17 protein-coding genes are annotated in these 19,395 nt (G+C 61.3%); 1 reads left to right on the top strand and 16 read right to left on the bottom strand.

Features of this window, described 5'->3' with window-relative positions:
* Nucleotides 1–63: 63 nt before the first annotated feature.
* The 13 genes from AC1D17_RS00720 to AC1D17_RS00660 form a co-directional block, all read right to left on the bottom strand.
* Complete coding sequence (locus AC1D17_RS00720; protein ID WP_477563519.1) at nucleotides 64–1,497, bottom strand: aldehyde dehydrogenase family protein; 1,434 nt, start codon at nucleotides 1,495–1,497, stop codon at nucleotides 64–66.
* Nucleotides 1,498–1,512: 15 nt separating this feature from the next.
* Nucleotides 1,513–2,247 carry an MBL fold metallo-hydrolase gene (locus AC1D17_RS00715; protein ID WP_477563518.1) on the bottom strand — a complete coding sequence of 245 codons (735 nt, stop codon included), beginning with the start codon at nucleotides 2,245–2,247 and terminating at the stop codon, nucleotides 1,513–1,515.
* A gap of 257 nt (nucleotides 2,248–2,504) precedes the next feature.
* A complete protein-coding gene (locus AC1D17_RS00710; protein ID WP_477563517.1) occupies nucleotides 2,505–2,654 on the bottom strand; it encodes a hypothetical protein in 150 nt (49 codons plus the stop codon).
* Between the two features lie 177 nt (nucleotides 2,655–2,831).
* Entirely contained in the window at nucleotides 2,832–3,749 is a 918-nt protein-coding gene (locus tag AC1D17_RS00705) for a transglutaminase-like domain-containing protein (RefSeq protein ID WP_477563516.1), read from the bottom strand.
* 127 nt (nucleotides 3,750–3,876) lie between these two features.
* The gene (locus AC1D17_RS00700) at nucleotides 3,877–5,145 is read right to left on the bottom strand and encodes a glycerate kinase type-2 family protein (RefSeq protein ID WP_477563515.1); all 1,269 of its coding nucleotides are present in this window, start codon (nucleotides 5,143–5,145) and stop codon (nucleotides 3,877–3,879) included.
* 6 nt (nucleotides 5,146–5,151) lie between these two features.
* On the bottom strand, nucleotides 5,152–5,466 hold the full coding sequence (locus tag AC1D17_RS00695; protein ID WP_477563514.1) for a Dabb family protein: 315 nt from the start codon (nucleotides 5,464–5,466) through the stop codon (nucleotides 5,152–5,154).
* 10 nt (nucleotides 5,467–5,476) lie between these two features.
* Nucleotides 5,477–7,132 (bottom strand): GMC family oxidoreductase, encoded by a 1,656-nt coding sequence (locus AC1D17_RS00690; protein WP_477563513.1) that lies wholly within the window; start codon nucleotides 7,130–7,132, stop codon nucleotides 5,477–5,479.
* A 110-nt stretch (nucleotides 7,133–7,242) separates the two neighbouring features.
* Nucleotides 7,243–8,016, bottom strand: a complete 774-nt coding sequence (locus AC1D17_RS00685; protein WP_477563512.1) for a 3-ketoacyl-ACP reductase — start codon at nucleotides 8,014–8,016, stop codon at nucleotides 7,243–7,245.
* A complete protein-coding gene (locus AC1D17_RS00680; RefSeq protein ID WP_477563511.1) occupies nucleotides 8,013–9,521 on the bottom strand; it encodes a GMC oxidoreductase in 1,509 nt (502 codons plus the stop codon). The genes AC1D17_RS00685 and AC1D17_RS00680 overlap by 4 nt, the downstream gene beginning before the upstream one ends.
* A gap of 8 nt (nucleotides 9,522–9,529) precedes the next feature.
* Nucleotides 9,530–10,642, bottom strand: a complete 1,113-nt coding sequence (locus AC1D17_RS00675; protein WP_477563510.1) for an ABC transporter ATP-binding protein — start codon at nucleotides 10,640–10,642, stop codon at nucleotides 9,530–9,532.
* Nucleotides 10,643–10,646: 4 nt separating this feature from the next.
* Entirely contained in the window at nucleotides 10,647–11,528 is an 882-nt protein-coding gene (locus AC1D17_RS00670; RefSeq protein ID WP_477563509.1) for a carbohydrate ABC transporter permease, read from the bottom strand.
* Complete coding sequence (locus AC1D17_RS00665; RefSeq protein ID WP_477563508.1) at nucleotides 11,525–12,406, bottom strand: carbohydrate ABC transporter permease; 882 nt, start codon at nucleotides 12,404–12,406, stop codon at nucleotides 11,525–11,527. Before AC1D17_RS00665 ends, AC1D17_RS00670 begins: the two co-directional genes overlap by 4 nt.
* Before the next feature lie 169 nt (nucleotides 12,407–12,575).
* The gene (locus AC1D17_RS00660; protein WP_477563841.1) at nucleotides 12,576–13,799 is read right to left on the bottom strand and encodes an ABC transporter substrate-binding protein; all 1,224 of its coding nucleotides are present in this window, start codon (nucleotides 13,797–13,799) and stop codon (nucleotides 12,576–12,578) included.
* Nucleotides 13,800–14,170: 371 nt separating this feature from the next.
* Here AC1D17_RS00660 and AC1D17_RS00655 point away from each other — a divergent pair, with 371 nt between their 5' ends.
* Entirely contained in the window at nucleotides 14,171–15,214 is a 1,044-nt protein-coding gene (locus tag AC1D17_RS00655; protein ID WP_477563507.1) for a LacI family transcriptional regulator, read from the top strand.
* Between the two features lie 274 nt (nucleotides 15,215–15,488).
* Here AC1D17_RS00655 and AC1D17_RS00650 read toward each other — a convergent pair whose 3' ends face one another.
* Genes AC1D17_RS00650 through AC1D17_RS00640 form a run of 3 tightly spaced genes read right to left on the bottom strand, consistent with a single transcriptional unit; the run spans nucleotide 15,489 to nucleotide 19,385 of the window.
* On the bottom strand, nucleotides 15,489–17,000 hold the full coding sequence (locus AC1D17_RS00650) for an aldehyde dehydrogenase family protein (RefSeq protein ID WP_477563506.1): 1,512 nt from the start codon (nucleotides 16,998–17,000) through the stop codon (nucleotides 15,489–15,491).
* On the bottom strand, nucleotides 17,000–17,779 hold the full coding sequence (locus AC1D17_RS00645; protein WP_477563505.1) for an enoyl-CoA hydratase/isomerase family protein: 780 nt from the start codon (nucleotides 17,777–17,779) through the stop codon (nucleotides 17,000–17,002). Before AC1D17_RS00645 ends, AC1D17_RS00650 begins: the two co-directional genes overlap by 1 nt.
* Nucleotides 17,772–19,385, bottom strand: coding sequence for an acyl CoA:acetate/3-ketoacid CoA transferase (locus AC1D17_RS00640; protein ID WP_477563504.1), 1,614 nt, complete (start codon nucleotides 19,383–19,385; stop codon nucleotides 17,772–17,774). The genes AC1D17_RS00645 and AC1D17_RS00640 overlap by 8 nt, the downstream gene beginning before the upstream one ends.
* Nucleotides 19,386–19,395 lie beyond the last annotated feature (10 nt).

Below are 19,395 nucleotides of genomic sequence, written 5' to 3'. Positions count from 1 at the left end.
CCGCCGTCAAACGCCCGGCGGCAAGAAATTGGATTAATTTGGCGTACTCAGGTCGGCCAAATCTCAGGCGGCATCCGGCCGGTGTACCGTCTTCACCTCGAGGAAATCCTCAAGCCCGAACATGCCGCCTTCGCGGCCGTTGCCGGATTGCTTGTAGCCGCCGAACGGGCTGCCGTAGCGATGCGGACCGCCATTGATATGCACCATGCCCGCGCGAAGCCGCGAGGCGACGCGTTCGGCACGCTTTGGATCACCCGTCTGGACATAGGCGGCCAGGCCGTAATTGGTGTCGTTGGCGATCTCGATCGCTTCCTCCTCCGTCTCGAACGGCATGATGGCGAGCACCGGACCGAACACCTCTTCACGGGCGATGCGCATGGTATTGTTGACGTCGGCAAAGATCGTCGGCTTGACGAAGTAACCGGTCTTGAAGCCGTGCGGCTTGCCTGCGCCGCCGACCAGAAGCCGGGCGCCTTCAGCGATGCCCGCCTCGATCAGCGCCTGAACGCGGCCGAACTGGACGTCGCTGACCAGCGGCCCGATATGGCTGCCTTCTTCCGCCGGATTACCGACCTTTGCTTCCTTACCCACCCGCGTGGCGATCTCGACCGCCTTGTCGTAGACCGACTTCTGCACCAGGAGACGCGTCGGCGCATCGCAGGACTGGCCGGAATTGTTGAAGCATTCCAGCACGCTGCCGGTAATGCGATCTTCCAGATCCGCATCCTCAAAGACGATGTTCGGCGACTTGCCGCCGAGTTCCAGCGTGACGCGCTTGACCGTTTCGGCCGCGTCCTTGCTGACGGCGATGCCGGCGCGGGTCGAGCCCGTGAACGACATCATGTCGACGTCCTTGTGCCTGGAGAGAGCGGCACCGACATTCAGGCCATCGCCGTTGACGAGGTTGAACGTCCCTGCCGGGAAGCCGGCCTCATGCACCATTTCCGCATAGAGCATTGCGTTCAGCGGCGTGAATTCGGACGGCTTCAGCACGCAGGTCGAGCCGGTCGCAAGCGCCGGAACGACCTTCAGCGCGATCTGGTTGATCGGCCAGTTCCAGGGCGTGATGAGGCCGCAGACGCCGATCGGCTCGCGCAACATGACGTCGCCGTTCGGCAGCACTTCGCGCGTGTGCAGGCGCTTCAGCGCATCGATGAAACCCTGGAGATGGCCAACGCCGACATCGGCCTGCTGTTCGCGGCTCATCGTCAACGGCGCGCCAAGCTCAAGCGTGATGGTCTGCGCCATTTCCTCGTAGCGGCGCTTGTAGATGGCGAGCAGCTTCTCCAGAAGCGCCAGGCGCTCTTCCGTCGTCGTCCGGCTATAAGTAACAAATGCCTTCTTGGCGGCGGCAACGGCGCGGTCGATGTCGCCGGCGGTTCCCATGGAAATCACCGCGACCGGCTTTTCCGTCGCCGGATTGAGGACATCGAGATCGTTTGCAGCGAGCGGCGCCACCCATTCGCCGTTAATGTAGAACTTGCGTTTATCAAGCATGCTTTTTCCTTCCCGTCAGATCGTCTTCTGTTTTTCGTTCAGCCAGCCGGTGATCAGCTGGCGGTAGCGTTCACCGCTGAAGCTTGGAAAATGACCGCCATGCACGATGCGGGCGGGAATTTTCAACAGGCGCTCCATCGAGGCGAGATAGTCTGCGGCGTTAGAATGATAGGTATCCTCGATCAGCGGACCGTCATAGAGGATATCGCCGGAGAACAGAATTTCGGTCGCCTTCTCGTAGAGTGCAATACCCCCCGGGGAGTGGCCGGGTGTATGGATGACCTTAAACACCCGGTCGCCGAGGTCGATCACATCGCCATCGTCGAGAATACGCGTCGCCGGCGCCTTTTTTACGGCATAGCATTTCGAACAGTAGGGCACAGGCGGCAGGGCGTCGAATATATCGTCGGTGACATACGGATCGGCGAGCGTGTTTTGCCGCGTCGGATTGGCAAGCAGATCGGCTTCGGCGGAATGGACGGCGCGGCATTCGAACTCGTGATGGCAGCCGATATGGTCGAAATGCGTGTGGCTGGCGACGGCGATCAGACCGCGCTCGGTGACCAGCGGTACGTATTCCCTCAACGAAACGACGCCCATGCCGCTATCGACCAGCATATCCCGGTCGCGGCCGCGCACATGCCAGATGTTGCAGCGATAGAATTCCTGGATAAACGGCTCGGAAATGGCGGTGACGTCGTCATCAAGACGCCTCACCTGATACCATTTGTCCGCGCTGACGTGTTGCATTCTCAACTCCCGCTGCCGGGCAAGGCTACGATATCGGCGAGACGGAGGGCAAGGGGGACGATCTGGCCGTCCATCACCGCCGAGGACTGCGGCATATGAGGAGCGGGAAACGATCGTTTCGAAAGTCAGGATGATGGCGCATGGCTTGCCGTCCACGAACAGCCGTCCGGTACATCCTGAAAAACGAAAGCCCCTGCATCCAAGGGATCAGGGACTTTTACGGAACATCAAAATATCGAATTCGCCGCCGGTCCGGCTCAGATCGCGCCGCAGACCAGCGCGGTCACGAACAGAAACGCCGCGGCCAGCGCAGTGCCCTGCGCGGCGAGCGTCCAGGAAAAATGCGGCACCGGGTGTGCGCCATAGCTCACCGGGCTCTTCTGCATGACTGGTTTCGAACCTTGCATCCTGTCCTCCACTTGAGTTGTTGCAGATGTCCTGCCGCTGTTTCGGCGTCGGCCTGTGCTTTTCTCCTATATTTTCCATCTAGTTTATAGATATTATTTTCTGCCTTTTGCGCCGTGGAGGAAAAAACCAACCTTCTACAGCGCCGCGCGTCCATCAAAGATAACGCGGCTGCCGCCTCAATGTTTCCGCTCGTGCTCCCTTTGCTGGACAAGCCGGGACCAGCGTTCGCTGAACCATGGCGTCAAAAGGGAAACATCGGCCCTGCTGCGCGGCTTTGTCAGGACTCCATCCGTCTCCTTGGATGTCCATACCTTGAACGTCGTCAGCTCATGCTTGCCGAATGTCTGGATCAGCGGAATGTCGGCGGCATCCCGTCCGCGCGCGACGACGATACGGCCGATCCGCGGAACATTGTGTCGGGCATCGAACGTGTACCAGCGATCATCGAGAAACACTTCGAACCAGGCGTTGAAATCCATCGGAGCCGGATTGTCTGTCACCCCGATGTCGCCCATGTAGCCGTTGACGTAGCGCGCCGGCATATTCATGCAGCGGCACAAGGTTACGGCAAGATGGGCGTAATCGCGGCACACCCCTGCCCTTTCCTCATGCGCCTCCATCGCGGTGCGAAGAGAGGGTTTATAACCATAGCTGAAGGTCAGGCGCTGATGGACATAGTCGCATATTGCCTGAACCCGTGCCCACCCCGGTTCGATTTCGCCGAAAAGGCGCCAGGCAAGGGCGCCGAAGCGATCGGTTTCGCAGTAACGGCTGGCGGACAGATAGGGCAGGCATTCCGGCGGCAATTTTTCAACGGCGACCGCCGCTGCGCCGCGATTAACCGGGTCGGGACGGCCACTATCCTCAATCACCGCGTCATAGGTGAGGTTCAGTCCACCTGCCGGTACGACCATCCGCATGCAGACATTGCCGAAAGGATCGGTCACCTCTCTCATTTTCACCACCGGATCCGAAATCGGTCCGTGCTCGCTGACGATGTCTGGCCGCCTGGCAAGATCAACGGAAAGAAAGGTCATCATCGGGGTCGGCTGACTGCAGCTGATGCCTATCTCGTATCCCAACCGAATGAACATGTGCCACCTCCGACGCAGGAACGGACATCGTGTGGATTTGTTCCCGTTGCCGGACTGGAAAAAAGGCCGGACAAGCCGCCGGCGCAGGAACAGCGCGACGGCGGCTTTTCACCCGACAGGCGTGCCGCTAAATGACCAGCAGCGCCCGCAGGTCGTTGACATTGGTACCGGTCGGGCCGGGCACGAAAAGATCGCCGCTGGCGTTGAACGCGCTCCAGGCATCGTGACGGGCCAGATGATCGCGTGGATCGGCACCGGCGGCCCGGATGCGGGCTATGGTCGAACCGTCGGCAAAGGCGCCGGCATTGTCTTCCGATCCATCAATGCCGTCGGTATCGGCGGCCAGCGCATGAATTCCGTCAATGCCGTCGATATCCAGCGCAAGCGAGAGCAGGAACTCGCTGTTGCGGCCGCCCTTGCCATACGCATCGCCCAAGATCGTCACGGTGGTTTCGCCGCCGGACAGGATGACGACGGGCTTTGAGAACGGCCGGTGACGCAGCGCCGTCTCCCGCGCGATCGCTGCATGCATGCGGCCGATATCGCGCGCTTCACCCTCGATCGCATCCGACAGGATCACCGCCTCGATACCAAGCGACCGCGCCCTTGCCGCCGCAGCCTCAAGCGAGACGCTGGCCGATGCAATGATGTGGTGCTGCTGATTGGCGAACGCAGGATGATCAGGATGTGGTGCAGATGCGTGTTCCGATCGCAGATGCCGCATGACCGCGTCAGGCAGCGCCATGCCGTAGCGCGTGACGATGGCTAAGGCATCGTCCGGGGTGGACTTATCCGCAATCGTCGGCCCCGACGCCACAAAGGCAGGATTATCACCCGGCACATCGGAGACGATCAGGCTCACGACCCGCGCAGGAGCTGCGGCAAAAGCCAGCCGCCCGCCCTTGATGCGCGAGACATGCTTGCGCACGACATTCATCGCCGAAATCGGCGCGCCTGAGGCCAGCAACGCCTTGTTGACCGCGATTTCGTCAGCCAATGTCAGGCCTTCGGGCGGCGCGGGCAGGAGCGAAGAGCCGCCACCGGAAATCAGCGCAACAACCAGATCATCCGGTGTTAGGCGTTCGACAAGCCGCAGCAATTCCGCCGATCCGGCAAGCCCGGCCTCATCAGGCACCGGATGGGCCGACTGCAGGACGCGGATGCGGCTGCAGGCCGCGACCGGCCCGTGCCGCGCCACAACTGCACCGTCCAATGGTCCGTCCCACAGGCTTTCGAACGCAGACGCCATCTGGCTTGCGGCCTTGCCGGCGCCGACAACGATGGTCCGCCCCTTCGGCCGTTCCGGCAGATAAGACCGGATCGCGGCCAGCGGATCGGCGGCGCCTACGGCTGCCTCAAACAGGCTGGTCAGAAAGACACGGGGTTCAAATGTCATGCGAGATCAGCCTGCAATCTCGAAATCATAGACGAAGACGCCATCGACGCCACCTTCGGTGGCAGCGACGATCCGGCCGGCCGCCGTCCCGTGGTCCGGATGGGAAATATACGTGTCCCGGGCAGCCGCGTCGGCAAAATCGATGATGAAGCCGCCAGTATAGCCCTTCCCCAAGCCTTCAGGGCTGACATTCGGGCCGATATCGATGGCGAGGTATCCGGGAACGATCGGCTGCAGTGCCGCGATATCCGAAAGGATCGACGCTCTTTCGGCGTCCGAAACGGCCGTCTTGAAGCGGATAAAAACACAGTGGCGGATCATGACGGAACTCCTATTGGATGTCGGCACGCGCCCGCGGGCGCTGGTCATTGCGTTCATGGGAAAAGATCACTGCGGGCAACGGCTGCCGTTCGCGGATGATGTCCGATCCCTTTTCGCCCATCATGATCGTCGGCCCGTTGGTATTGCAAGAGGGGACACGCGGCATGACAGAACTGTCGCAGACGCGAAGGCCCTCAAGGCCGTGCACCTTGAGATCAAGTCCGACGACGGCGTCAGCGCCCGTGCCCATCTTGCAGGTTCCGACCGGATGATGATCGGTCTTTGCGTTGGCGCAACCGTAGTCGAACAGTTCGTCATCGGTCATCACGTTCGGTCCCGGCAAGCGCTCGGCCATGATGAAGGGTTTCAGCGCCTGCTGCTGGAAGATTTCGCGGGCGATCTTCAAGCCTTCGAGCGACATCTTGCGGTCGTGCGGATCGCTCCAGTAGTTCGGATCGATCAGCGGCGCTGCCGCAGGATCGGAAGATGACAGCCGGACGGTACCGCGCGAGCGCGGATGCAAGTAAGCGGAATTCAGCGTCACGCCGGCATTCTTCAGCTTCTCGACACCCGCTTCGATACCGGAGCCCAGCCCCAGATGGAACTGGATATCCGGCGAGCGCGCGTTCGAATCGGCATACCAGAAGCCGCCCGTCTCAAACAGCGACGATGCAACCGGGCCGGAGCGGAACAGCACATATTGCAGCCCTGCCCAGAGCGTGCGGTGCAGTTTGGCGACGCCATCGTAGGTGTGGTCGCCCGTGCATTCGGAAATGACGAACAGGTCGAGATGGTCTTGCAGGTTGGAGCCGACGCCCGGCAGGTCGTGTTTCACATCGACGCCGACGGATCGCAGGTGACCGGCCGGACCGATGCCCGACTGCTGCAGCAGTTTCGGCGATCCGATGGCGCCGGAGGAGACCAGAACCTCCCGCTCGGCCCGGATCGTTTCCAGCCCCTTGGCGGTTGCGACCTCGACGCCGACGGCGCGCCTCCCCTCCAGAACGATCCGCGTCACCCGGGCGCCAAGCCGCACCGTCAGGTTCTTGCGATCCCTGATCGGAGTGAGATAGGCAAGCGATGCCGACGAGCGGCGGCGGTTGCGCTGGGTCAGCTGATAGAAGCCGACGCCGGCCTGCTGCCTGCCGTTGAAATCATGATTATAGGGAATGCCGAGTTCCTGGCCGGCGCGGATATAGGCGTCGCAGATCGGAAGCCCCGATACCGGCATGGAAACGCCGAGCGGTCCGCCATAGGAATGATAATCGTCGGCGAAACGCTGGTTGTCTTCCGAGCGTTTGAAATAGGGAAGCACGTTGCGATAGTCCCAGCCGGTGCAGCCGTCTTCGCTCGCCCAGAGATCGTAGTCGGCCGCATTGCCGCGCGTATAGAGCTGGGCGTTGATCGACGAGCCGCCGCCGATCACCTTGGCCTGCGTATAGCGCAACACCCGGTTCTTCATGTGCTTCTGCGGCACGGTTTCCCAGCCCCAGCTGGCGACGCCCTTGGTCATCTTGGCAAAACCGGCGGGCATGTGGAACAGCGGATTCCAGTCGCTGCCGCCCGCTTCCAGCAGCAGCACCTTGACGTCGGCGTCTTCGGTCAGGCGATTGGCGAGTACGCAACCGGCTGGTCCGGCACCTGTGATGATGTAGTCGTAAGTCATGTCGTCGTCCTTAGAATCCACTTGCCGAGGAGGTCGCCCCTCATCCGCCCTGTCCCCGCAAGCGGGGAGAGGGCTGGCGTGAGGGGCAATCACCGCTTTGCCGCCTGCCCCTACAAACGCCCGATCGACAGCCCACCGTCGGCATTGATCACCGTGCCGGTGGCAAAGCCGAAGCTGCCGTTTGCCAATGCTGCGACCATGCCGCCGATATCGTCCGCCTCGCCCCAGCGCTTCATCGGCACCAGCCCGCCATCGATCAGCGCGTCGTATTTGGCCGAAACGCCGGCCGTCATGTCGGAGCGGATGATGCCCGGCCGCACCTCGAAAACGGCGATGCCGGTCTCGGCCAGCCGCAGGGCCAATCCTTGCGAAAAGGCGGCAAGCCCCGCCTTGCTGATGCAATAGTCCAGGCGTTCCGGCGAGCTCATCGCTGCCGAAACCGAGGTGATATTGATCACCGAACGATGCCGGCCGGGGGCGCCTGCCAGCATGGCCTTCACCACGGCCTGGGTGAAAAACACCGTGCCGCGCAGATTGGTAGCGACAATCGCGTCGAAATTTTCCGGCGCCAGATCGAGGAAATCGCCGCGCACCACCGATGCCATGCCGGCATTGTTGACGAGGCATTCGATCGATCCGAATTGCGCCAAAACCGCATCGACCGTTGCCTGATGGCCGGAAAGATCGGAAAGATCGGCTTTCAGGAAAATCGCTTTCGCACCGAGCGCCGCAAGACCTTCCAGCACGCCGGATACCTGATCCGCATCGCCGATACCTGTAATGACGATATCAAACCCGTCTCTCGCCAGCGCCTTGGCAATGCCAAGTCCAATGCCGCGGCGGCCGCCGGTGACGATGGCAACGGGACGTTTATGACCGGTCATGCCGCCAGATCCTTTGACACGATATGATCGGCGACACGCAGCGCCTGCGCTGCGACCGTCAGCGCCGGATTGACGGCGGCCGAGGTCGGCAGGCAGCTGGCATCGACGACGAACAGGTTTGGATGGTCGAAAGCCCGGCAGTAGACATTCAGCGGCGCCGATGCCGGATCGTTGCCCATGCGCACCGTTCCGCACTGGTGCGACGGCGTGCGCTTGTCGAAGGGCCGCGACAGCACAATCGGGAATCCGGCGCCCCTTAGCGCCTTTTTCAATTTCTTCACCAGCATCAGATGCGCGTCCCAGTTGGTGCGCACCCATTGCAGGACGATGCGCTCGCCATCGACCATGATCCGGCTTTCCGGATGCGGAATGTCCTCGCTCATCGCATAAAAATCGATCGCATGCGCCGAGACCTGATTGAGCAGCCATTCCGGCAGCGAGGGAAGGTTCGCTTTCAGGATCGGCCCGGAGATACGGCCAAGAAGCTGGACATTGCCGAGCGGTGGCCCACCCTTCCCGTCCGAAAGATAATAGTCGTTGAAGCCGAATGTCTTCTGATAGATCGAGGTGTTCTTGAAGAACGGCGAGATTGCCAGAACCGCGCTCGAATTGTGGTTCATGAAATTGCGGCCGACCTGGTCGGAGCTGTTGGCCAGACCTTTCGGGTGCATGGCATTGGCAGAGCGCAGCAACAGCACCGAGGACTGGACCGCACCGGCAGACAGGATGACCAGTTTTGGCGACACCGTTTGTTCGGCACCATCCTTGACATAGCGAACCGTCTCAATCCGCTTGCCGTCCGCCGCGGTCTCAAGCCGCGTCACCCGCGATCCGGTCTGGAGCCGGACATTTTTGTGCTGCAAGGCGACCGTCAGCGCCGCCGTTTCGGCATCCATCTTGCCGTCGAAACTGTTGGGATGCGCATCCCACGGCGTCTTTGCCTTCGCCAGCCACTTGTCGATATCGATGCCCAGCGGCAGCGAATAGGGATGCAAGCCGTTTTGCTTCAGCTTGCCGCGCACCGACGCAATTGGCGGCTCGTCCGGCACCGGCGGGAAAGCATAGTCTTTTGAATGCACGGGCTCCGTCGGGTCCTGCCCGAGCGCGCCGCGCACCTGATAAAGCTGTTCAGCCCGGCTGTACCAGGGCTCAAGCTCGTCATAGGCGAACGGCCAGGCAGGCGAGACGCCTTCCAGATGCGCCATCTCGGCGAAATCCTCGCGGCGGTAGCGCACCATCACCGCCCCGAAGAATTTCGAATTGCCGCCGACATTGTAGTAATTGCCGGGATTGAAGCTCTTCCCGTCCGTTTCGTACCAAAATTCCTTCGGCCGGAAATGGCCGCGCTGGAAGATTGCCCGCTGGTCGCGGTTTTCCGGCCGGTCCTCGATGTGACCGCCGGCCTCCAGGATCAGGATGTCGGCGCCGGAACCCGCAAGGGCAGAGGCGACCGTCGCCCCGCCGATGCCGGAACCGATGATGACGATATCGGGCTGCTTGATCATGACGAAACTCAGCCGATGCGGCTCTGGCTTTGCGGATCGAAATACACCGCCTTGTCCAGGTTGAAGGCAAGCCGGGTGTTCTGTCCGGGCGCGATGCGGGCATCGGCGCGAAGCCGCGCCACCACTTCCTTGCCGCCAAGCTTGGTGACTGCGAACGTATCGGAACCGGCCGGCTCCACCACCTCGATCAGGCAATCGCCTTCCACCAGCAGACGCGCATTGCGGTCGGCCCCATCGGGATCGGTCAGCGCTTCCGGCCGAATGCCGAAGACAACCTGCTTTCCGCTATAGGCGGCAAGTCCGGCGACCTGGGCGACGGGCAGATGCAAGGGCCCGGCATCGGGGCGCATCAGCGACACACGCAGATCATTGCCGCCGCCCTCGACCGTGGCGGTCAAAAGGTTCATCGCCGGCGAGCCCATGAAATCGGCAACGAACAGATTGGCCGGATTGTTGTAGATTTCCGCCGGCGTGCCGAATTGCTGCAGAATGCCGTCCTTCAGAACGGCGATCTTGGTGGCCAGCGTCATCGCCTCGATCTGATCGTGCGTCACATAGACGATCGTCGTTTTCATGCGCTGATGCAGGCGCTTGATCTCGGTACGCATGTCGACACGAAGTTTGGCATCGAGATTGGAGAGCGGTTCGTCGAACAGGAAGACCTGCGGATTGCGCACCAGCGCCCGGCCCATGGCGACACGCTGGCGCTGGCCGCCGGAGAGCTGGCTCGGTTTGCGATCGAGCAGATGGCCGATCTGCAGCATGTCGGCTACCTGCTTGATCGCCTTGTCGCGCTCGTCCTTCGGCACGCCACGGATCTCCATGCCGAAGGCGATGTTTCCGGCGACCGTCATGTTCGGGTAGAGCGCATAGGACTGGAAGACCATGGCGATGTCGCGCTTGGACGGGTGCAGGCCCGCCACCGACTTGCCGTTGATGGCGATTTCACCCGAGGTAATCGGCTCAAGCCCGGCGATGGTGTTGAGCAATGTCGATTTGCCGCAGCCGGAGGGGCCGACCAGCACCAGGAAGCCGCCCTCGTCGATTTCCAGATTGATGTTCTTGAGGATTTCCAGCGAGCCGTAGGACTTGCGCAGATCGGTGATTTTCAGAAAGGACATGGCTTTAACCCTTTACGGCGCCGGACATCAGGCCACGGACGAAGTAGCGGCCGGAAACGATGTAGACGACAAGCGTTGGCAGGGCGGCAAGGATCGCGCCTGCGAAATGGACGTTGTATTCCTTCACCCCGGTGGAGGAGGAAACGAGATTGTTGAGCGCCACCGTCATCGGCGTGGAACCGGCGCCGGAGAACGAGGCCCCGAACAGAAAGTCGTTCCAGATGTTGGTAAACTGCCAGATGACCGAGACGACGATGATCGGACCCGACGAGGGCAGAAGGATGCGCCGGAAAATCTGGAAGAAGCTGGCGCCATCGATCTGGGCGGCGCGCACCAGTTCGGTCGGAAAGGCTTCGTAGTAGTTGCGGAAGTACAGCGTCGTGAAGCCGAGACCGTAGATGATATGCACCAGCACCAGGCCCGGCACCGATCCGGCAAGTCCGAGAATACCGAGGATGCGCGCCATCGGAATAAGCACGATCTGGAACGGGATGAAGCAGGACAAAAGCAGCATGCCGAAGAAGACGCCCGATCCCGGAAAGCGCCATTTGGTCAGGACATAACCGTTCAGCGCACCGACGATCGTCGAAATGGCGACTGCCGGGACCACCATCAGGATCGAGTTGATGAAGAAGGGACGCAGGCCCGTCGGCTGCACGCCGATCTGCGCCGTCGACCAGGCCGAGCGCCAGGGATCCAGCGTCCAGGTCATCGGCAGGTTCAGCATGCCGCCCTGGCGGATTTCGTCCAGCGGCTTGAAGGAATTGACCAGCATCACATAGAGCGGCAGCAGCGAATAGGCCGCAAACAGGATCAGCACGGTATAGATCAGGGCACGCGTCAGGCGGCCTGAGGAAATGGCGTTGTCAGGGCTTTGGACGCTCATTGGCGCTTCTCCCCTTTGATTTCGGAATAGAGGTAGGGAACGATGATCGAGAAGATCATCACCAGCATGATGATCGCCGAGGAAGCGCCGATGCCCATCTGGTTGCGGGTGAAAGTATAGGAATACATGAAGGTCGCCGGCAGTTCGGTCGCCTGCCCCGGCCCGCCGCCAGTCAGCGCAATGATCAGGTCGTAGGCCTTGATGGCAAGATGGGCGAGCACGACGAAAGCCGACAGAAAGACCGGGCGCATCAGCGGAATGATGATGCGGCGATAGATCGTGGTCGTGGAGGCACCATCGATCTGCGCTGCCTTGATGATCTCGTTGTCGACGCCGCGCAGGCCTGCAAGAAACATCGCCATGATGAACCCGGACGACTGCCAGACGGCGGCAATGACAACGCAGTAGATCGCGTAGTTGCGGTCCTTGATCCAGTTGAACGTGAAGCTCTCCCAGCCCCACAGGTGCATGGTGTTTTCAAGACCGATGCCCGGATCGAGGAACCATTTCCAGGCCGTACCCGTGACGATGAAGGAAAGCGCCATCGGATAAAGATAGATCGGTCTGAGCAAACCTTCCGCGCGGATCTTCTGGTCCAGCAGAATGGCGAGCCCCAGCCCCAGCACGGAGCAGATGAGGATGTAAAGCGACGCGAAGATCGCCAGATTGGAAATCGCCCGCCACCAGTGCGGCAGAGCCCAGAGCTTGGAATAATTGCTTAAGCCCACGAAATTGTAGGAGGGCAGCATCTTGCTGTCGGTGACCGACAGATAGCCGGTATAGGCGATGAAGCCATATACGAAGACAATGACGATCAGAAAGCTTGGGGCAAGTACCAGTTTTGGCACAATGTCCTGCAGCCGGCTTCGGCTATCCATAGTGAACACCACCGTTGTATGTGAATTGAATAAAGCAAAATGCCCCTCACCCTAGCCCTCTCCCCGCAAGCGGGCAGAGGGGATTGCAGAGGTTCCCGCCTGGTCCTTCTCCCCGCCCGCGGGGAGAAGGTGCCCGAAGGGCGGATGAGGGGCATTGTTTGCAGACCGATTACTGCGCAGCAGCTACAGCGGCCGGCAGTTCCTTGACGGCTTCGTCAGCGGTGAGTTCACCGTTGAATTCGCGCGTCACGACGTCATAGATCGCGTTCTTGACAGCAGCCGGGTTGGCATGGCCATGCGCCATGGAACCGAACAGCTTGCCGTTCTTGTCAGCATCGGCGAGATCGGCGATTGCCTTCTTGCCGCAAGCGTCAAACGCGTCGTTCGGCACGTCGGTGCGGGCCGGGGCCGAGCCCTTGACCACGTTGAAGGCCGACTGGAAGGTCGGGCTTTCAATGGCCGAGGCCATCTGCATCTGAGCCGGCACCTTGTCGGCGGCGACCTTGAACATCGCGAACTGGTCGGAGTTGAAGGTCACGGAGCCCTGCGTTTCCGGGTAGCGCATGCAGACGAAGTCGGTGCCGGGCACCTTCTTGGCCTTGACGAACTCGCCCTTTGCCCAGTCGCCCATGAACTGCACGCCGGCCTTGCCTTCGATGACCATGGCGGAGGCGAGGTTCCAGTCGCGGCCGGAGAAGTTGTCGTCCACATAGGAGCGCAGCTTGGTCATGCGGCTGAAGGCTTCCTTCATCTTGTCGCCGCCGAGAGCTGCCGGATCGAGATCGATGAAAGCTGCCTTGTAAAAATCGGTGCCGAGCGAAAGGACGACAGCGTCAAACAGTGTCGCGTCCTGCCACGGCTGGCCGCCGGCAGCAATCGGGGTGATGCCCTGTGCCTTGAAGTTGTCGAGCAGGGCGATCAGCTCGTCCCAGTTCTGCGGCTCCTTGCCGCCGGCCTTGTCGAGTGCTGCCTTGTTGATCCACATCCAGTTGGTGGAGTGGACGTTGACCGGAGCAGCGATCCAGTGGCCGTCATACTTGGAGAATTTCTGCAGGGCCGCCGGGATAACTTTGTCCCAGCCTTCCTTGCCGGCAATTTCATCGAGATTGCCGAGCGAGCCTTCCTTGGCCCAGTCGAGAATGTCGAAGCCGAGCATCTGAACAGCTGTCGGAGCATTGCCCGCAGTGACGCGAGCGCGCAGCACCGTCATGGCTTCCGTACCGCCACCGCCGGCAACCGGCATATCGGTCCAGGAGATGCCCTTGCTCTCCAGATCCTTCTTCAGGACGTCCAGAGCAGCCGCTTCGCCGCCGGATGTCCACCAATGCAGAACTTCGACGCTTTCAGCAGCATGTGCGGCAGTACCGCCCATGACCGCGCTGCCCGTCATCATCAATGCTGCAATTGCTGTGGTCGTCATAAACTTGCGCATCGTAATCCTCCCATTTGCAAGTCGTGTAGCGAGAAACTCCTCCCCGCCGTTGAATGCCATCCCCGTTTAAACGCGGAAGCAATTGGTCTGCGGTCTCCACCGCTGGCACATTTAAAACGTTATAAACTCTGTCAAGTCAAGCACCGCACGCTTTCTGCCAAGCAATAGACTTAACATGCTGAATTTGGACGCTTATAAGACGTTTCAGCGATTCCGCACTGCAGCAAATAGTTGCCAAGGTTTTCGATTTAAAACGTTTGCACAAACACATTGCGCATGCGTGCGTCTGACGTTACAAAAGCGCCTTGTCGTCGCCTCAAGGGAGTATTTCATTGGCTGACACTCCCAAATCTTCCACCACCGGCACCAAGCCGAAAAGCAGCAAGCCAACCCTGCGCACCATCGCCGATCTGACAGGCTTTGCCGTGACTACGGTGTCGCGCGCGCTGGGCAACGCCCCGCAGATTTCGGCCGAGACCCGCAAGCGCGTCCACGAGGTCGCGGCCGAGATCGGTTATCTGCCGGATCGCGCCGCCCAGCGGCTGAAGACCGGCCGCACCAATGTCATCTGCGTCCTGCTCGATCCGCATGAAGAAATCCTCGGCTACGGCTTTTCGCTGATGCACGGGCTTGCCAGGGCGCTGCAAGATACCTCCTACCATCTGATCGTCATGCCGAACTTCATTGACGGCGCCAACATCGATGCCGTGCGCCATATCGTGCGCAACGGCATGGCCGACGGTCTGATCTTCTCGCGCACCGAGCCCTTCGATCCGCGCGTGCGGCTGCTGCTTGAGAACGGGTTTCCGTTCGTCACGCACGGCAGGACCGAGTTCACCACCCCGCATCCCTATGTCGACTACGACAATTTCTCGTTCGCCTATGAGGCCACCAAACGGCTGATCGCCCGCGGCCGCCGCAAACCGATGATCATCCTGCCGCCCAAGCGCATGACCTTCTCGCAGCACCTTATGCACGGCTTCATGACCGCGGTGAGAGAAGCCGGTGTCGCCTACGAAATCCCCGACGAAATCGACCTCGACTGTCCCGTCGAGGAGATTCGCGACTACATGAGCCGGCGCGCCGGTCAGCCCGGCGCCCCCGACGGTTTTGCCTGCGGCGGTGAGGTCTCGGCGCTCGCAACCATCACCGGCATGAGCGACCACGGTCTGACGCTCGGGCTCGAATATGACATCGTCGCCAAGCGGACCTCGAAACTGCTCAGCCAGATCCAGCCGAAGGTCGAGACGATCTACGAGGACCTGACCGACACCGGCGAACAGATGGGCCGCGTGCTTCTCGCCCGCATCGCCGGCGACGAGGCGACCGGAATGCAGGTGCTGCTCAAGCCGCAAATCAGTTTTACGGCGGCGTGAGGTGTATCCCATTGTCACAGGGTGCTTCTCTGAACCGTCAGGCTTTTGTTTTGCTCCGTCATCCCTGTGCTCGTCACAGGGATCCAGCGCGCCCAGGTCCTTGGGCGCAGAAGACAGCCTTGCGATAGAGTAGCCATTCACGGCGCAGACGCGCCGTGGCTGGATCCCCGCCTCAAGGGCGAGGATGACGGAGGAAGGATTGGCGCCCTGCTCAAAATCTAAATTCAGTCTCATCACGCCCTCCTTTCCCCTCATCGCCACAGACCAAATCGCTTTACGAACGCGGCATCCACATGGCCGTCCGGCCGCCGATATGCATGTTGAGCGTCTTGGTTTCGGTATAGTCTTCCACCGCATGGCGGCCGAGTTCGCGGCCAAGGCCGGACTGGCGATAGCCGCCGAACGGAAGCTCCGATGCGCCATCCATGAAAGTGTTCATCCAGACCGTTCCGGCCCGCACCTTGCGGCCGACGGTCAGGCAGGTATCGAAATCGCGGCTCCAGACGCCGGCCGACAGGCCATAGTCGATGGAGTTTGCAATCTTGATCGCTTCCTCGGCCGTTTCGAAACTGAGAACCGAAAGCACCGGGCCGAAAACTTCTTCGCGGGCCACCGCCATATCGGGTGTCACAGCCGAAAGAATGGTCGGCGACATGAACTGGCCGGAGCCGAGATCGAGCGAGGAACCGCCATGCGACACTGTTGCGCCGTTGCTGGAGGCAGCCGAGACATAGCCGACGATCTTTTCCAGATGCTGCGGCGTGATGATCGCGCCAACCTGCGTTTCAGGATCGAGCGGATCGCCGACCTTGACCTTGGCCGAAAGCTCGGCCACACGGCGAACGACTTCATCGGCGATGTCGCGATGGACGATCAGCCGCGAGCCGGCATTGCAGCATTCGCCGGCGTTGAAATAGGCGCCGAAGACCGCCGCATCGATGAAATCGTCGAGATTGGCGTCCGGAAACACGATCTGCGGGTTCTTGCCGCCGAGTTCCAGCGATACCTTCTTCAAGGTTTGCGCCGCATTGGTCATGGTCAGTTTGCCGACCCCGGTCGAGCCCGTGAACGAGACCATGTCGACATCCGGGTGCGAGGTCATGACCGCGCCGGCAACCGGGCCGGTACCGGTGATGATATTGACGACGCCGGCCGGAACACCCGCCGCTTCGAGAATTTCACCGAGAACCAGCGTCGAGCCGGACGTCAACTCGGACGGCTTGACCACCGCGGTGCAACCGGCGGCCAGCGCGAATGGCAGCTTCTGGCTGACGATCAGGAACGGAAAATTCCACGGCGTGATGATCGAGACGACGCCGATCGCTTCGCGCAGGACGACGCCAAGCGTGCCGTCACCGAGCGTATTGTAGCTTTCGCCATGCAGGTCGCGGGCAAGGGCTGCGGCATAGCGCCATATGTCGGCGGCACCGCCGAGTTCGCCCTTGGCCTGGCTGATCGGCTTGCCGGATTCGATGCAGTCGAGATAGGCCAGCTCATCGGCGCGCGCCGCAATCATGTCGGCAGCTCTCAGAAGGACCAGCGAACGCTCCGATGCCGTCATGCGCGGCCAGGGGCCGTCGTCAAACGCCCTGCGCGCAGCGGCAATCGCCCGCTCGGTATCGGCTTTCGTCGCGGCCGGGTAGCGGCTGACCGTGACGTCATGGCCGGGGGCCACGCGCTCCAGCGTCCTGCCCTCGGATGCATCCCCCCATTTGCCGTCGATCAGCATCTGGAAGTCGCGCACCCTTGTCTCAGTCAAAGCCTTGGGCTTCACCAGAACCGTCATTACCATTCTCCCTTGAATTCCGCGGGGCGCTTTCCGGCAAAAGCCGCAACGCCCTCCTTCATGTCGCCGGTCTTGGCCGCCAGGATCGAGCCCAGCGCCTCGACGGCGGTTCCATTGTCTTCACCATTGGCGGACGCGATCATCAGCTTGCAGATCTCCAGCGCTGCCGGGCCGCGCTGGGCAATACGGCGCGCATAAACCTTCGCTGCGTCCAGCACCGTTCCGGTTGCCACCACGGCGTCGACCAGCCCCAGCGCCCTCGCCTCTTCTGCCATAAACGTCTCGCCGCCGAGCACCATCCGGCGCACGGCCTGCGCGCCAAACCGCGTGACCAGCCGCTGCGTGCCCGACCAGCCCGGCACCATGCCGAGGCTCGTTTCCGGCAGGCCGATCTTCACCTGCGTTTCCGCAATGCGGATATCCGCAGCCGCCGCCAGCTCCAGCCCGCCGCCGAGCGTATGGCCATTGATCGCGGCGATCACCGGCATGCGCAAAGTCGCCAACCGCTCGAACACCCGGTGGCCGAAGCGCACCCATTGATGGCCGAATTCGTTCGGGCTCATTGTCGCCCAGGCCTTGATGTCGCCACCGGCGGAAAAGGCCTTGCCCTCGCCGGTTAGAATAACGACACGCACGCTGGCATCCGCTTCGACCGTATCGCAGGCAACCGACAGCGCCTTCAGCATGTCGATATCGAAAGCGTTCAACTTTTCCGGCCGCGCAACCGTCAGGATGGCAACCGCTCCGTCGACCTCGATACGGATTCGCTCGTCAACCATGCGAAGCTCCTTCCAGCGTCCGGATCGGTTTTTCCGGCAGCGTCAGGCCGATCGGCGCTTCATGGAACAGGGCTGCGTCCATGACCTTCAGCCTATCGGAAACGATCAGCGGAAATTCCGACTGGTCGAGAATATGCGTCTGCAGATCGACACCGGGCGCTATCTCGGTCAGCATGATGCCCTGCGGCGTCAGCTTCATCACGCAGCGCTCTGTGACATAGGTGATGTCCTGACCCTGCTCGACGGCGCGGCGGCCGGAGAAGGTGACGTGCTCGACCTCGTTGACCAGCTTCTTCAGCTTGCCCTCTTTCTCGATCACCAGCTTGCTATCGGCCATGGAGAGCTTGGCGCCGGCATTGAACATGCCGGAAAAGACGATCTTCTTTGCCCGCGCAGTGATATCAACGAAGCCGCCTGCCCCCGCCGTCACATGCGGCCGGAAGGACAATTTGGAGACGTTGACCGAGCCGGACTTGTCGATCTCAAGGAAGGACAGAAGCGAGGCGTCGAAGCCGGCACCCTGAAAATAGGTGAACTGATAGGGCGACGGCATGAAGGCGTCGGCATTCGAGGCGCAGCCGAAGGCAAAATCGAGCAACGGCACACCACCGACGGCACCCTGCTCGATGACCCAGGTGACCGAGCCGTGCAGTCCCTCTTCGAGCAGGATACGCGGCACGTTGGCCGAGATGCCGAAGCCGAGATTGACACAGGAACCACCCTGAAGCTCCTGCGCGACGCGGCGGGCGATGACCTTCTGAATGTTGAATTCCGGGACGCGAAAACTGTCGAGCGGCCGGAAGATTTCGCCTGAAATGGCTGGATCGTAATCCGTCAGCGTTGTCTGTTTCTGATCCGGATCGACGATCACGTAATCCACCAGCATGCCCGGCACGCGAACGTCGTGGGGTTTGAGCGATCCCGACTTGGTGATGCGCTTGACCTGCGCAATGACAATGCCGCCATTGTTGCGGGCGGCCAGCGCCTGGTCGAGCCCGCCGAGATAGGCACCCTCATGCTCATAGGTCAGGTTGCCACGCTCGTCGGCAGTCGTCGCCCGGATGATCGCCACCTGCGGCACGATCGCCTTGAAATACAGCCAGTCCTCGCCCTCGAACTCCATCTTCCTGACAACCGGCTCGGCCGCGGCCGACGCATTCATGGCGCAGCCCTGGCGCGAGGGATCGACAAAGGTATCGAGACCGATCTTGGTGAGCACGCCCGGACGCTTTGCGGCCGCCTCGCGGTGCATGTCGAACAGTACTCCGGACGGGATGTTGTAGGCGGCAACCTCGTTGTTGCCGATCATCTGCCAGATCAGCGGTGGCTCCGACGTCGATGGGCCGGAGGGATAGGAACCGCCAATGATCTTTTTCAAAAGCCCCTTTTTGGCGATGTAATCGACACCCTTGATGCCGCTCATATCGCCGGCGGCGATCGGATGCAGCGTGGTCAGATCGCGCGGGTGGCCGGTCGCATCAAAGCGCTCGCCAATGGCCTTCAGCATCAGGTCCGGGCAGCCAAGTCCACTCGACGACGACACGGATACGGTCGCTCCATCGGGGATCAAAGAGGCCGCCTCGGCCGGGGTGATATGCTTGCTCATGGAAATGCTC

The sequence above is a fragment of the Pararhizobium sp. P1_E7 genome (genome assembly GCF_056405855.1).
Note: the sequence above shows the minus strand (reverse complement) of the source record. Positions and strands in the feature narration are given on the sequence as shown.